Origin of the sequence: Nostoc cycadae WK-1 (assembly GCF_002897135.1) — a bacterium.
Classification (GTDB): domain Bacteria; phylum Cyanobacteriota; class Cyanobacteriia; order Cyanobacteriales; family Nostocaceae; genus Nostoc_B.
The window spans coordinates 141,522-156,108 of the sequence record NZ_DF978432.1 but is presented as its reverse complement, the minus strand read 5'-3'; the positions used below and the strand labels follow the sequence as shown (position 1 = coordinate 156,108).

The following is a 14,587-nucleotide window of genomic DNA, read 5'->3' as shown; positions in this document are numbered from 1 at the left end:
GGTGCATGGCAGCTGGTAGTCGAATTCTTAACTATAGCGATCGCTTCTGTCAAGAGACAAGGTGTCAAACTGAACCGAACGTCATAGCTTGCAAGTAAGTTGAAACTGCCTCAGACTATCTTTAATTAGAGAAATAGCACTGATGCTCAAAAACAAGGCAACTAGTAAACTAGATACTGCATCTGCCCATAGCCAATTAAAAAAATAAACACAACCAGCAGCCAGAATTACACCGATAGAACTGCCAGCATCAGCAATCCCGTGTAAGAAAACTCCCCGCAGATTTAAATCATGATGACTGTGTTTGTGCAATGGTTGGATACTCAAACCGTTAATTACTATGCTCAAGGTAGCTACAATCAGCATGGGTAAGCCTGATATAGGTTGAGGATTTTGAAGACGTTCCACAGCTTCTAAAGCAATGAAACCAGCTAAAGTTACTAAACTCACCCCATTTAGTAACCCTATCCAAGCTTCTATTTGCTGGTACTTAAAATTCGTTTCACCTGAAGATTGACGCTCTGTTAACCAAACCACTAACACTGTCAATCCCAAAGTCACCACATCGGAAAATAGGTGTCCCGAACCTGCTAAAAGTGACAGGCTACCTCCCCCAATTCCAACTCCTAATTCTATTAAAAATAAGCTACTCCGTAGCCCGAAAATTACCCAAAGTAAATTTAACTTTTGCGTATCATCTACAGTTTTGGTGTGGGAATGTTGCAATTTTGGGTTGGTAAAACTCATCTTTATTTTTTACATTCAAAGCTTCTAATTTAAAAATTGAGGATAGATGAAAATTAAAGCAATGGAATATAACGGATACTCAACGATGTTTTAATGCCGGTGACAGTATTGAATACATTTGAAATAGCCGAATATAAAGCCTAGCATCTTTGTGTTGTTGCCACTCAATCCAGGCAATCACCCATTGAAGTTTGCTATGCAGTAATAACCAATACCAAAGACGTTCGCTCCAAGTATCTAAATCCTGGGGTACTATAACATTCAAGTGTAATAACCGGATGGCGTAGTTAATAGCAGATTTCTCGGCATTTCTAGCAAGGATGAGTAACAATTGTCGTCGATATACCAAAGCTTCCCGTTCAGCCAAGGCTTGGTAAAGACGGAATGCAGATCGTTTATGACGATAACTGCGTTGGAGTCTAAAACACAGGAGCGATCGCAGTATGTCTGTGTCCATAAAATTTACCGTCTTAGTTAAGAGTAAATTGCAGAACGAGGAGATAGAAAGAGAAACAGAAATTTATTGCTCCAGATGCTCTTATGTTTCAATTTACCGATTACCATGACCAAGCAAATAAACCTTTCCCCTTTTACCGGACTTACACCCATTATTTTTGAATTGGTGAACTACAAGTTTATCCACCCTTACTTAATTAGTTTTAAACAACGTTTTCTTCAGCAAGAGGACATGGGTAACTCGGATCGCCAGTTTCTATCTGAAACGTGGTGTGTTCAATTCCAAAATGATCTTGAAGCTCTCGATTTACCTGGACTAAAAAAGCATCGCCGGGATGTCCTGTGGGCATTACCAAGTGAGCTGTAAGGGCTGTCTCTGTGGTACTCATACCCCAAATATGAAGGTCATGGACACCAGCTACATTGCGGAGTTCAGCTAGGTAAGTACGGACGGCAAGCGGTTCAATACCTGCTGGTACAGCATCTAATGCCAGGTTTAGAGAGTCTTTCAACAGTTGCCAGGTTCCAACTACGACAACGACAACGATAATTAAACTCACAACTGGGTCAAACCACAACCAGCCAGTGAAAACAATGGCGATGCCAGCTAATACAACCCCCAACGAAACTCCGGCATCAGCCGCCATGTGCAGAAATGCTCCTCGAATATTTAAGTCCTTTTGACGACCGGACATAAACATCAAGGCAGTAACTGTGTTGATGATAATTCCTACTACAGCAACGCCGATGACTGTACCTCCCGATACTGAGCTAGGTTCGCTAAAGCGGCGAACTGCTTCCCAAGCGATCGCACCCATCGCTAGAAGGAGAACAAGTGCGTTGATCAGAGCCGCTAAAATTGAGGAACGACGCAATCCGTAGGTATGCCGTCTGGTTGGGGGTCGCTGGGTGAGGGCACTTGCTCCCCAAGCTAATAGTAGTCCCAATACATCACTCAAATTGTGACCAGCATCGGCAACCAAAGCCAGCGAGTTTGCTCGGTAGCCATAGATTGCTTCAACAATCACAAATCCGATATTGAGGGCAGTACCAATTGCGAAAGCGCGGTTGTAGTTGCCCTGTCCGTGTTCATGTCCCTGATGCTTGTGGCTGTGGTTGTGTACCATTGCTTAATCCTTAACAGTCTTGGTTTTAAATAGCCGCATTCCATTTGCAGTAACTAATAAGGAAGTTCCTGTATCTGCTAAAACGGCTACAGCTAACCCAACAAATCCAAAGGTTCCCAATAGCAGAAACAAACCTTTTGTTACTAAAGAAAAGACAACATTCTGTTGAATTACAGATACAGTGCGACGGCTTAGTTCTACTGCATAAGCAAGTCGTCTGAGGTCACTTCCCACAATCACGACATCTGCTGTCTCCAAAGCAATATCAATTCCACCAACCGCAAAACTGATATCCGCAGCAGCAAGTGCAGGGGCATCGTTAATACCATCCCCAACCATACCTACTACTCCCTTTTGACGCAGGAGTTGAATTTCTTCAAGTTTATCTTCGGGTAGTAGTTCTGCTCGGTACTCTGTAATTCCAACTTGCTGGGCAATCTGTTTAGCAACAGCAGTGCGATCGCCTGTCAACATCACCAACCGCTTTAATCCAACCCGCCTCAACTGTCGCAAGGCTTCTGTCGCTTCCAAGCGGATGCCATCGGAAAGTGCGATCGCTCCTAATAAACCTTCGTTCGTCCCTACTAACACCGGAATTTGACCGAGTTGCTCAATTTCAGCCAACAGAGATTCAGCATCACCAGATAAGCGAATACCTTGGTCTAAAAACAACCTTTGATTGCCTATGAAGTACAACTGCTCCCTCAAGTTCGCCTGAATCCCTTTCCCAGGTAGTGCTGTAAATTTAATAGGTGTTTCTAACTCCATGCCTTGCTCATGAGCTTTGGCTACAATTGCCTTGGAGAGCGGATGCTCAGACTGTTGCTCAAGTGAAGCTGCAATCTGTAACACCATGTTTGCGCTTACCTTGCCAAGGTCATAAACCTTTTGTACAACGGGTAGCCCTTGCGTAATCGTACCAGTTTTATCAAAAGCAAAAGTAGTCAAACGTCCGGCGGTTTCCAGCGCATTACCCCCTTTGAACAAAACGCCCTTACGAGTTGCTGCACCAATGGCGCTGACAATTGAAACAGGAGTAGAAATTACTAAAGCACAGGGGCAAGCTATTACTAACATCACTAGCGCCCGATAAACCCAGACGTTAAAAGGTTGAGCAAAAGCCAAGGGCGGAATTAAGGCAATGGCGATCGCAATCAAAATTACAATTGGGGTGTATATCTCTGCAAAGCGATCCACCCACTGCTGAGAAGGAGCGCGACTCCCTTGAGCTGATTCTACCAAATGAATAATTTTAGAAACAGTTGTATCACTAACAGTGTGAGTTACTTTAACTTCTAAAAAGCCTGATTGATTCAACGTCCCAGCAAAGACAGTATCGCCTGGAGCTTTATCTTCTGGAATTGACTCTCCTGTAATTGGCGATTGATCAATGGCACTGCTGCCAGAAATAACTATGCCATCCAACGCCACGCGCCCTCCGGGTCGAAGCGTCAAAATTTCACCAACTTGAACACTTTCAACGGGAACTGTAACTTCTTTATTTCCCCGCTTGACAGTAACAGTAGGTGGAGTTAAATCCATGAGAGCGCTGATAGCATTGCGCGTACGACCAAAGGTGAAAACTTGCAGTGTTGTACCCAAAGAAAACAGAAACAGGACTAGCGTTGCTTCAAACCAGTCCCCCAAGATCACTGCCCCAATAACTGAGATGGTCATCAGCAGATTCATATCGGCGCGGCGCAAGCGCAACTCAAACAAACCTGCCCGTGCAATAGGATAGCCTGCAATTACTATGCCAATTCCATAAAAAGCCCTTGCTATCCAAACCGATAGTGCCAAATGTTGAGTCAGCAAACCCAGGACTAACCCCACTCCCGCTAAAATTACGCTCTGTCCTCGGCGGTTGTTAATCCAGAATTTCCAGCTTGCTGGGTCGCGTTTTTGAGTTGGTTTCGAGATTGAATTATCGTGGTTACGAGTGTGGGTATGTTGATGAGAGCTTGCCTCACCAATCTGTTCAAATGTATAACCCAGAGTCCGAACTCGATCTGAAATTGTCTGTTCATTTACCTGTTGGGGGTCATAGGATACCTGCATTCTTTCAGTCGCAAAGCTAACCGATACCTCTAAAACTCCAGCGATTTGCTGCAAGCCAACTTCAACAGTTTTGGCACAACTGCCACAATCCATCCCACCGACTTTGGCCTGTAACTTTTTACTAATGCCCGCTTTAACGTGGCCATGGTCGCTGTTACAGTCAGGGGTGTGATTATGCGGCTTTACATCCTGACTCTGCTCAATCGTATAACCTAAAGCTTTAACTCGGTCGGAAATTGTTTTTTCATTAATCTGTTGCGGATCGTAAGATACTTGCAATCTTCCAGTTGCAAAGCTGACTGATACCTGAAGAACGCCTGCTATTTGCTGCAAGCCCACCTCAACTGTTTTGGCACAACTGCCACAGTCCATCCCACCGATTTTTGCTTGTAGTTTTTGAGGAGAAGCTACTTCCAAATGCTCATGGTCGCTGTCACGGGAGTGGGTGTGATGATGGTCGTGGTTGCCATTACAGTCAGGGGTGTGATTATGGGGCTTTACCTCATGGCTTTGTTCAACCGTATAACCCAAAGCTTTTACTCGGTCGGAAATTGTTTTTTCACTAACCTGTTGCGGATCGTAAGATACATGCATTCCTTCAGTCGCAAAGTTAACCGATGCCTCTAAAACCCCGGCGATTTGCTGCAAGCCAGCTTCAACAGTTTTGGCACAGTTACCACAGTCCATTCCACCAACTCTTGCCTGTAGTTTTCCAATAACGGCCACTTCAACATCACTGCGATCGTGATTATGGTCGTGTTCACCTTCACAAGAATCGCTGTGATTATGAGACTTTACTTCACTACTCTGCTCAACTGTATAACCCAAGGCAGTTATACGATTTATAATTTCAGCTTCTTTCAGGATCTCCGGGTTATATAAAACTTCGGTTTTTGCAGTTGCAAAGCTCACCGACACTCCCATCACGCCGCGCAACTGCTGTAAGTCTGCTTCAATTTTCTTAGCACAGCCTCCGCAGTCCATACCATCAACTTGCAAAAACTGGGTTTTGAAGGAAGGGGTTTTAGTCATGGCAGCTTTACATAAAAAACTACAAAGTTAACTTTCAATATCTTACTACAACAATTGATAAACTATTCAATTGTACAATGATTCTCATTTTAGGTATGATTGGAATTGATAACCATTACTTACGCACAACACCATGAACAAGGGCAAGGCAAAACAAGACTTCGACAACCGACAAAACTCTGATGTGCCAAGCTGTGATATTCATTTGGTGCATTTAGATAATGTGCGTTCAACTCAAACGCAAATATTAGCAACTTCTAAAGCACAGCAAATAGCAGAAGTTTTTGCAATCCTGGCAGATCCGAATCGCCTACGCCTCCTCTCAGCTTTGGCTAACCAAGAGTTGTGTGTTTGCGATTTAGCCGCATTAACAAAAATGACCGAATCAGCTGTTTGTCATCAACTGCGATTATTTAAAGCGATGCGTTTAGTCAACTATCGTCGAGAAGGTAAAAATGTCTATTACACTGTGGCTGACAGTCATATCATTGACCTGTACCGTTCTGTAGAGGAACATTTAGATGAAAATAATACAAGTACAAACTTTGTTACGCAACGTGTTTAGCTTTCAAAAATGTTAAGAAAAACTTTGCTTTTTTATTTTTTTGATCTACGATGAGTACTGATTAAAGGGAAGTAGCTACTAGTTACTTACTTAACCAGTCATCTAAATTAACATACCTAATGCTGATGCCCGTGATAATGCTCACCAATAACATCGGTGTTAGCCAATCGCCCCAACGCACATATAAGGTCTGCGTATGCCGCCGATAAACTGTATGTGTATGAACATCATAAGTATTAATCCTAGAAATCCATAAAGTTCTACCATGAGGGTTTACGATGCCGGAATAGCCTGTATTTGTGGCTCGAACTGCCCAGCGGTCAGTTTCAATAGCCCGCATTACATCCTGAGCATGGTGCTGGGCTGGCATTGCTTTACTATAATGGGCATTGTTAGATGCTGTGAGGATAAACTGCCCACCTGCTGCTGCCTGACGTTGGAAATGCTGGGCAAAAGCCGACTCGTAGCAAATCCCCACAATTGCTCGACCAAAAGGTGTCTCAAATAGCTGGTTTGGCTCCCCAGCAACTAGGTTAGCCTTCAAAGGTGAAAGCCTATTAATGATACTGCCTAAAACTTGCTCAAAGGGAATGTACTCCCCCAAAGGTACCAGCTTTACTTTGTCATAACGACTGAAAGTTTCGCCAGTGCCGATGATACTAAATAAACTATTTGTATAAGCACGCCCCCGCTCTCCATACGCTCCTACCCAGGTAACAACGCCTTTATCCAAAATGGCTAAATAGAATGACTTGCGCTTTAATTCATTCAAAAAAAATGGTAAGGCTCCTTCTGGTGTTAAAACCGCCTGGACTCTTTGGTTTGCTAAAGTCTGATAGCCATTAGTGTATCTTTCCAAAGCTCGACGCTTACCTTCTGAGAAAAGCTTGATGTTGTTGGGAATGTTCCCCTGAATAATGCCCATCTTCAATGCCGCCTCTGGTTGCTCTCTGAGAGGATGGCTGTACAGTCCAAATCCGAGCAGGTGCAACCCCACCAATAGGCCAATGGCTAGGTTTAAATAGCTCAAGTTAAGGTGGATGGAATTTAAGCTTATGGAAATGTGATAAATCGTATCTTTGCCACGGTTAATCCACGCCTCTGCCATCAATCCATTTACTGCTACGAGCGCAGCTGTAACAGTACTAGGGCCAGAGAGTTGACCCAAATGCAAAATCGCCAGATTATAGGGACTCTGAGTAAAAGACAGGGAAGTCCACCACAGTGGCCCAGTGCTCCAGATTGCTTCAAGACTACACCACAGCGCAACGCCAATTAGGACACGATAGCATATTGGAATTGGGGAATTGGGGAATTGGGAATTGGGAGGAATTAAAAGTGGGCAGAGAAACGTCATCCCAACTGCCCAGATGACGACTAATGCAGTTCCCCAGAAGGTGATGAAAAGCCAGCAAAAGAGGGCGATCGCCAAGCTTGCCCACCAGTTCACTCCCATCCAAGTCATAGGGTGAATTCCAGTGATCCAGGACAGTGCAAGTCCGTGATAGCCAATGCCCCACCAAACTGAAGGATGAAAAACGAAGGATGTACGCTCTTGGCGTTTGGGTTCCCCATTCCTCGAAAAGAGGGTTAAGGGCTTTTTCTGCTTCGCTCTGGTAATAACCAATACCCAGAGAGGAGCCAAGGCAATCCATGCTAGAGGCCATGCCCCCACGGGCACGATACTAAGTCCCATCAAGATACCACTTACCATTGGCAGGTAGAAGTTAGAAGGCAGAAGGCGAAAGACAGAATAATAATTCTTCATTTATCAAAGTTGGTCACGGCAAAAGTTTTTATTCCTATGGGAATTGCGGTTATCAGATAACCCACACTGTCCTTAAGTTTTATACACTTCTAGAGCCAGTGAAGAGGTTTTAACTTGTTTCTACCAATGGTAGTAAACGAGAAACATCTATATAGTGCATAGTGCCATTTCAAAGTTCATGGATTGTTAATTGGAGACAAGGGCTATGTCAGTTAGTTCCTAAATAAGAGCTGATTCGTAAATAAAATCTTAAGGATACCTAATCCAGTACTAGGCATGACTTTCAGAGAATAAACGCTTGATTGGCTCAAACCACTGAAATCCTTAAGAGATAAAGACTTTACTCTAGTTTACAAATTAGCTCTAAGGAGTAAATATCCTTATATTAGAACTACGGTTCGATTAATGAAAAGTTTTTAAGATAAAAGCCTTGTTGAACAAAAATTGTAGTCTCACTATACTTTCAAAATTCAAGTCGGGTTCCTATATGTTCAAATTTTGTAAAACTATAGCAGTCCTAAATCATTTGTGAAAATTATATATCTCTTTCTTCTTTTTTCCCTTTGCGCTCTTAGCGTACTTTGCGGTTCGTTTTCAAATTTTATATTTTTCACGAATCAAATAGGACTGCTATAAACATATAAACGTTTGAAATATCTAAAATTAATACTCAAAAACTCTGCGTATAATCAAAGAGCCTTTTTACTAAAAACTAAACATGAGCAGCGGAGCAAATGGGTCAATCCTTTAATCTGCCTGACTGAATATAAATTATTTTAATATTAAACATTATCTACAAATATTGGATTTTGTCTATTCAGTATCACAATACTTGAAACAAAAAGATATCACTCATAAAAAAATTAGAGCAGCTAACAGCTGAAGCTGTTTGGTGATCGAACACTACTGTAGTACCTTTAGTACCTTGAAATCATTACTTAAAACAGCAATTTTTGACAATAAAAATCATTCTTATTAATATCTAAATTGTTAATGATTTTTATTCTCGCACGGAGATTTATAGAATAATAATAGTTCTCACTCCAAATTATAATTTAATTTTGACTTGAGACGTTGAATCAACAATGGTTTTCATCTAAAATCAAGATTTATAGCCATTATTTTAGCTTGACTAAAAGCTAAATCTTTGACATAAATTAAGTAAGAAGTGGGCAGCTTTATCAAAAAACTTATTGAGTTAGCTATGGAGCTATTTTTAAGATTAATTAGAGATAAACATAAGAAAACTGTTTTCTCCGTTATCGGTTCTGCTCCTGTAGCATTTCAGATTTCAAACTCTGTTCTTCGCTGTTCAAAGAAATACAATCATGCCAAAGTCACATTCAAACCATTCGGATTGTTGCGGTCATGATGACGATCATAGTCAGGTTAATCACAACCCCGGAGTCCATAATCATGACCATGACGATGACCATGACCATGATCACGGGCATAATCATGGTGACGGAGATTTCAGCCTCAAGAAGGAACTAGCTCCTGTTGTTTTTGTTGTTATTCTGTTTATCCTCGGTTCAATTTTTGAAAAACAACTTCACGATACGCCTTACTCGGTTGGTGAATATCTAGTTTTCATCCTTGCCTATCTCTTAAGTGGCTGGAATGTCTTGACTAGCGCTGGTCGCAACATCCTTAAAGGCAGAGTCTTTGACGAGAATTTCTTGATGACTGTGGCGACCTTGGGCGCAATTGCCATTCACAAACTACCAGAAGCCGTCGGCGTAATGTTGTTCTTCAAGGTTGGCGAATTATTTCAGGAAGTCGCAGTTAGTCGTTCTAAAAAATCGATCAAATCTCTTTTAGAGATACGCCCTGACTATGCCAACTTGCAGACAAATGGAAAAATCGAAAAAGTATCACCAGATCAAGTAGCGATCGGGGATGTTATCCTTGTCAAGCCTGGGGAAAAGATTCCCTTAGACGGTGAGATTTTACAAGGTACTTCTCAACTCGATACATCGGCTTTAACCGGAGAATCAGTGCCTCGCACTGTGAAAGTTAAAGAATCCGTGATGGCTGGGATGATCAATAAAACGGGCGTTCTCAGTATCAAAGTTACCAAACTCTTTGGTGAGTCTTCAATCTCTAGGATTTTGGAACTGGTACAAAATGCCTCTAGTAAAAAAGCTAATACCGAGAAATTTATTACCAAGTTTGCCAGATACTATACCCCATTTGTCGTTTTTGGCTCACTAGCAGTGGCTCTACTTCCCCCTCTATTTATTTCAGGAGCAACCGCAGCTGATCGATATCTATGGGTTTACCGCGCCCTCATCCTGTTAGTTATTTCTTGCCCCTGTGGACTCGTCATTAGCATCCCACTGGGATACTTTGGTGGTGTTGGGGGTGCTGCCAAGCGAGGGATTTTAGTCAAAGGCTCTACCTTCCTAGATACGCTCACAGCCGTTAAGACAGTCGTTTTTGATAAAACAGGAACCCTGACTAGAGGTGTTTTCAAAGTAACGCAAATTCAACCTCAGAATGGGTTTAGCGAAGCCGAGCTACTTGCTTTGGCTGCAAAGGTAGAATCGCAATCTAATCATCCTGTCGCTCAATCTATCCGAGAAGCCTACGGGAAAAAGATTGATTTATCTGAAGTTCAAGATTACGAAGAAATAGCCGGTCACGGCATCCGAGCTAAGGTACAAAACAAGGTAGTTATTGCTGGAAATGACCGCCTGTTGCATCTAGAAAACATTGAACACAATGCCTGCAATGTTGAGGGTACAGTCGTCCATTTAGCGGTAGATAATCGCTATGTTGGGTATATTCTGATTGCTGACGAAATTAAGGAAGATGCGGCACAAGCAATTATTGCCCTAAAGAAACTGGGTGTTAAGCAAATCGTGATGTTAACGGGAGATAATGAGGCAGTCGCTGCAAATATTGCTCAAAGGTTGGGTCTAGATTCTTACGTAGCTGGGTTACTGCCTGAAGGAAAAGTTGATGCAATTGAAAAACTCCTTCAAGCAGCTGGAAAAGATCATAAGGTTGTCTTTGTCGGTGATGGAATTAATGATGCACCCGTTATTGCTAGAGCCGATGTGGGTATGGCGATGGGTGGGCTAGGCTCTGATGCGGCGATTGAAACGGCTGATGTTGTACTCATGACAGATGCACCTTCAAAAGTAGCTGAAGCAATAAAAGTTGGCAGAAAGACTCATCAAATTGTTTGGCAAAATATTATTTTTGCCATGTCTGTCAAAGCTGTATTTATCGTACTGGGTATTCTTGGAGTTGCAACCATGTGGGAGGCAGTTTTTGCGGATGTCGGCGTCGCTTTAGTTGCCATCTTTAACTCAACCCGAGTCATGAGCACGAATTGATCTGGAAATAACAACGCTGATAGATACTTGCAACCTGCTCTTGTAACTAATGTCTTTCATTAACTGCATTTTGAGTTAAATAGTGTCATGAGTCGCCAACGTTCTACTTCCTGGATTCATCGCTGGTCGCGTCTGCTAATAGCAGCGATCGCCACTGTGGGTGTAGTGGTAACGGCTTATTTAACAACGGTCAAGTTAGCAGGAGGAACGGCTGTCTGTCCTACCAGTGGATGCGATCGGGTTCTCTCAAGCCCTTATGCCACGGTTTTTGGTCTACCTCTCACCCTGTTTGGCTTCCTCGCCTACGCCAGCCTGATAGTTTTTGCAGTTACTCCTCTATTTGTGAAGTCAACACACAAGAAACAACTCCCTTCAAAACTAGAGAACTGGACCTGGCTGTTGATGTTTGGAGGTGCAACGGCAATGATGATTTTCAGCGGCTACTTGATGTATCTGCTAACTTTCCAAATCAAGGTAGTTTGTATCTATTGCGTCGCCTCGGCACTCTTCTCCACCAGCCTATTTGTACTAACTTTAATCGGTCGTGATTGGGAGGACATTGGGCAATTGTTTTTTGTTGCGATCGTAGTTGGGATGATTACCCTAATTGGGACGTTGGGTATTTATGCTAACGTTAATAACCCTGTTGCTAAAATCAACAGTTCTATTCCTGGAGAAGCAGGCTTACCTATTACCACCACTTCCGGCGCAGCAGAAATAGCTCTAGCACAGCATTTGAAACAGGCGGGAGTCAAAATGTATGGAGCATACTGGTGTCCCCACTGCCACGCGCAGAAGCAACTGTTTGGTCAAGAGGCGTTTAGTCAAATCGATTACATTGAGTGTGACCCCAAGGGCAAAAACCCACAGACAGACCGCTGCCAAGCCGCCAAAGTTAAGGGCTATCCAACCTGGGAAATCAATGGTCAATCTTACTCTGGTACACAATCTTTGGAGAAACTAGCAGAGTTATCTGGCTATAGCAGACCCCGTAATTTTAAGAATACGGTTTCTCAACCTTAGCTTAGGAATTGCGAAGAAAGCTTTATAGAACAACGGGTTAGAGAATACAAATTGCTTCTAGTTTTATCTGCTACTTATAGCAACTGTAGCAAGCCGATATCTGTAGACTGTAAAGTTAAATTTTTTCAACGAGGTGAAGATTATGAAGTGTCCTGTTTGTCACATTGAACTAAGACGGGCAGATCGTCAGGGGGTTGAAATTGATTACTGCCCTGAATGCCGAGGAATTTGGTTAGACCGTGGTGAACTTGAGAAACTGATTGAACGATCAACTACGATGCCCTTTGAAGGTGAAGATCATCGAGGTGGACATTATAAAGAAGGGGATCGAGGTAGGCATCAAAGAGAAGAGTATCGAGGTGAGCGTAAACGTAAATCATTTCTAGGAGAATTATTTGATTTTTAATTAGCAATTTCTCTTACCGAACGCTCTTTTTTCAGTGATGTCCAAATTGGCTTAGTTTTCGTATTGAATCAAATGATTTCTAATGAAACGACACATTTATCAAAAGAATGTTGTGATGTTAACAACTTGATCGCTGATCGTGACGACAGACCATCCCATCTGAGCCATACAAAATTTACACAAGCTACACAAAAGCTACGGCTCCTTTGGATGGTTTTGGGACTGCGGAGTATTTTTTTCGTGGTGGAACTGGGAGTTGGCCTAATTAGCCACAGCCTTTCACTTCTAGCTGGTGCGGGGCATTTACTCTCGGATCTGGTTGCTCTGGGATTGACGCTACTGGCAACAAAGCTGGCGCAACGTCCTGCCGTAGGTCAAGCTACCTTTGGATATCAGCGCTTAGAAATTTTGGTAGCGTTGTTGAATGGATTGGCACTGATAGCGATCGCACTTTTCATTGCTTGGGAAGCCATCAATCGCTTCCAATCCCCAGAGCCATTGTTAGGCTTACCGATGCTGATGGTAGCAGGACTGGGTTTTGTAATTAACAGCTTGAACATCGGCTTGTTACACTCTGATAGCTATCATGACCTAAATCTGCGGGGTGCTTTCCTTCATGTAATTGCCGATGCTGCCAGTTCCGTGGGTGTAATTCTAGCGGCAATCTCCGTTTATTACTTCAATTGGTTGTGGGCAGATGCCGTCGCCAGTTTACTCGTTGCCTGTCTGATCACGCTCAGTGCTATTCCCTTAGTTCGGGATAGCTTGAGAATTCTGATGGAATATGCTCCTCACAACCTTGACGTGGCTAAGGTTGAAGCTGCCCTGAGTTCCCTTGCAGGCGTCCGACAAGTGCAAAAGCTACACATCTGGACAATTACATCTGGGCAAGTGACGCTATGCGCCCAATTGGCTGTGGAATCTCTGAGCGCCCAAGAGCGTGATAGACTGCTCTTTCAGTTGCAAAACTACTTAACTCAAGAGTTTGGCATTAGCGAATCTACTGTACAGATAGTAGCTTTTGATGAAAGCGATGTCGTTAGCGTTGAGGGAATATGTAATTAATCAATTAATGTAGTATTTATGACAAATATTGATATTAAATAGACAGTCAATTCCGCAGGTGCTGTTTGGCTATACGCAAAGGCTATATGTCTTTCAGGCACTGAGTTATGGGGTGTTACTGATTACATCTGAGAGTATTTATTTCCAAAGCCTATCAGGTCAGGCAATTTTTCCAACAAGAAATAGCAAGTCGGCTCGAAACTGAGAATTGGATATTATGTCTTCCATTAAGCGTTTCAATAACCATAGAGGGTACAACATTGGCTAGCGTACTCCTGAATGTGTTGACCTACACCCTGATCCCCGTGGCATCGGCTACCGTAGGTGGGGTAATTGCTGCATGGCGAACGCCGGGAGCGAGGCTAATAAGCTATGTCCAGCATTTTGCAGCGGGTGTGGTAGTGGCAGCAGCAGCGGGTGAATTGTTGCCGAATGTAGTCCACGAAAAGTCGTTATGGGCGGTCGTGATTGGTGGTGGACTTGGAGTTTTGGTAATGCTTGCCGTGAAGGAACTGGCGAAGAAAGCCGAAGGCTACATAAGTTTGATTGCAACGGTGGGTGTAGATGTTCTGATTGATGGACTCATTATTGGGATTGGGTTTGCGGCGGGAGCTAAAGAAGGAATCTTGCTCACTATTGCTTTGACTATCGAACTTTTGTTCCTCAGTTTGTCCGTTGCAGCTATGCTCAGCCAAGCTAAGGCATCGCGTGGGAAGGTAATAGCTACAACTTTTGGGATTGCCTTGTTGCTCCCACTCGGTGCTGTGATAGGTGTGGTTTTGCTTGCGGGGCTTTCAGGTTCTACATTGGCAGGATTCTTTGCGTTTGGGCTAGTTGCACTGCTGTACTTGGTAACAGAGGAACTGCTAGTTGAAGCACATGAAATACCCGACACCCCCTTAACCACTGCAACATTCTTTGTGGGGTTCTTGTTGTTAATTATTATCGAGGAAACGCTGTAGTAGGTTGATTGATGTTAGGGAGATTTAATAAAAA

11 protein-coding genes are annotated in these 14,587 nt (G+C 43.1%); 6 read left to right on the top strand and 5 right to left on the bottom strand.

Annotated features, from left to right (window positions below; all coding sequences use genetic code 11):
* Positions 1 to 81: 81 nt before the first annotated feature.
* From NCWK1_RS18395 to NCWK1_RS18380, 4 genes are all read right to left on the bottom strand, one after another.
* Positions 82 to 747: a cation diffusion facilitator family transporter gene (locus NCWK1_RS18395; protein ID WP_103125718.1), complete on the bottom strand. Its 666-nt coding sequence runs from the start codon at positions 745 to 747 to the stop codon at positions 82 to 84.
* 79 nt (positions 748 to 826) lie between these two features.
* Entirely contained in the window at positions 827 to 1,204 is a 378-nt protein-coding gene (locus tag NCWK1_RS18390) for a hypothetical protein (protein WP_103125717.1), read from the bottom strand.
* 202 nt (positions 1,205 to 1,406) lie between these two features.
* Positions 1,407 to 2,330, bottom strand: coding sequence for a cation diffusion facilitator family transporter (locus NCWK1_RS18385; protein ID WP_103125716.1), 924 nt, complete (start codon positions 2,328 to 2,330; stop codon positions 1,407 to 1,409).
* 3 nt (positions 2,331 to 2,333) lie between these two features.
* Complete coding sequence (locus tag NCWK1_RS18380; protein WP_245894932.1) at positions 2,334 to 5,420, bottom strand: heavy metal translocating P-type ATPase; 3,087 nt, start codon at positions 5,418 to 5,420, stop codon at positions 2,334 to 2,336.
* A 133-nt stretch (positions 5,421 to 5,553) separates the two neighbouring features.
* Between NCWK1_RS18380 and NCWK1_RS18370 the strand changes: the two genes are divergently transcribed.
* Positions 5,554 to 5,985, top strand: a complete 432-nt coding sequence (locus tag NCWK1_RS18370; protein ID WP_103125715.1) for an ArsR/SmtB family transcription factor — start codon at positions 5,554 to 5,556, stop codon at positions 5,983 to 5,985.
* Positions 5,986 to 6,067: 82 nt separating this feature from the next.
* Here NCWK1_RS18370 and lnt read toward each other — a convergent pair whose 3' ends face one another.
* The gene (gene lnt / locus NCWK1_RS18365; protein ID WP_422730874.1) at positions 6,068 to 7,699 is read right to left on the bottom strand and encodes an apolipoprotein N-acyltransferase; all 1,632 of its coding nucleotides are present in this window, start codon (positions 7,697 to 7,699) and stop codon (positions 6,068 to 6,070) included.
* A gap of 1,382 nt (positions 7,700 to 9,081) precedes the next feature.
* On the opposite strand from lnt, the gene NCWK1_RS18360 reads away from it, so the two are divergent.
* The 5 genes from NCWK1_RS18360 (at position 9,082) to NCWK1_RS18340 (ending at position 14,553) form a co-directional block, all read left to right on the top strand.
* Positions 9,082 to 11,097 carry a heavy metal translocating P-type ATPase gene (locus NCWK1_RS18360; RefSeq protein WP_103125713.1) on the top strand — a complete coding sequence of 672 codons (2,016 nt, stop codon included), beginning with the start codon at positions 9,082 to 9,084 and terminating at the stop codon, positions 11,095 to 11,097.
* An 87-nt stretch (positions 11,098 to 11,184) separates the two neighbouring features.
* The gene (locus NCWK1_RS18355; RefSeq protein ID WP_103125712.1) at positions 11,185 to 12,120 is read left to right on the top strand and encodes a vitamin K epoxide reductase family protein; all 936 of its coding nucleotides are present in this window, start codon (positions 11,185 to 11,187) and stop codon (positions 12,118 to 12,120) included.
* 142 nt (positions 12,121 to 12,262) lie between these two features.
* Positions 12,263 to 12,526, top strand: a complete 264-nt coding sequence (locus NCWK1_RS18350; protein WP_103125711.1) for a TFIIB-type zinc ribbon-containing protein — start codon at positions 12,263 to 12,265, stop codon at positions 12,524 to 12,526.
* Between the two features lie 72 nt (positions 12,527 to 12,598).
* Complete coding sequence (locus NCWK1_RS18345; RefSeq protein ID WP_103125710.1) at positions 12,599 to 13,591, top strand: cation diffusion facilitator family transporter; 993 nt, start codon at positions 12,599 to 12,601, stop codon at positions 13,589 to 13,591.
* Positions 13,592 to 13,992: 401 nt separating this feature from the next.
* Positions 13,993 to 14,553 carry a ZIP family metal transporter gene (locus NCWK1_RS18340; RefSeq protein WP_245894931.1) on the top strand — a complete coding sequence of 187 codons (561 nt, stop codon included), beginning with the start codon at positions 13,993 to 13,995 and terminating at the stop codon, positions 14,551 to 14,553.
* Positions 14,554 to 14,587 lie beyond the last annotated feature (34 nt).

Excerpts from the sequence above, each read along its gene's own strand:
- NCWK1_RS18395 (WP_103125718.1), bottom strand. The coding sequence starts at position 747 with ATGAGTTTTACCAACCCAAAATTGCAACATTCCCACACCAAAACTGTA.
- NCWK1_RS18360 (WP_103125713.1), top strand. The coding sequence starts at position 9,082 with ATGCCAAAGTCACATTCAAACCATTCGGATTGTTGCGGTCATGATGAC.
- lnt (WP_422730874.1), bottom strand. The coding sequence starts at position 7,699 with ATGGTAAGTGGTATCTTGATGGGACTTAGTATCGTGCCCGTGGGGGCA.
- NCWK1_RS18350 (WP_103125711.1), top strand. The coding sequence starts at position 12,263 with ATGAAGTGTCCTGTTTGTCACATTGAACTAAGACGGGCAGATCGTCAG.
- NCWK1_RS18370 (WP_103125715.1), top strand. The coding sequence starts at position 5,554 with ATGAACAAGGGCAAGGCAAAACAAGACTTCGACAACCGACAAAACTCT.
- NCWK1_RS18345 (WP_103125710.1), top strand. The coding sequence starts at position 12,599 with ATGATTTCTAATGAAACGACACATTTATCAAAAGAATGTTGTGATGTT.
- NCWK1_RS18385 (WP_103125716.1), bottom strand. The coding sequence starts at position 2,330 with ATGGTACACAACCACAGCCACAAGCATCAGGGACATGAACACGGACAG.
- NCWK1_RS18355 (WP_103125712.1), top strand. The coding sequence starts at position 11,185 with ATGAGTCGCCAACGTTCTACTTCCTGGATTCATCGCTGGTCGCGTCTG.
- NCWK1_RS18380 (WP_245894932.1), bottom strand. The coding sequence starts at position 5,420 with ATGACTAAAACCCCTTCCTTCAAAACCCAGTTTTTGCAAGTTGATGGT.
- NCWK1_RS18390 (WP_103125717.1), bottom strand. The coding sequence starts at position 1,204 with ATGGACACAGACATACTGCGATCGCTCCTGTGTTTTAGACTCCAACGC.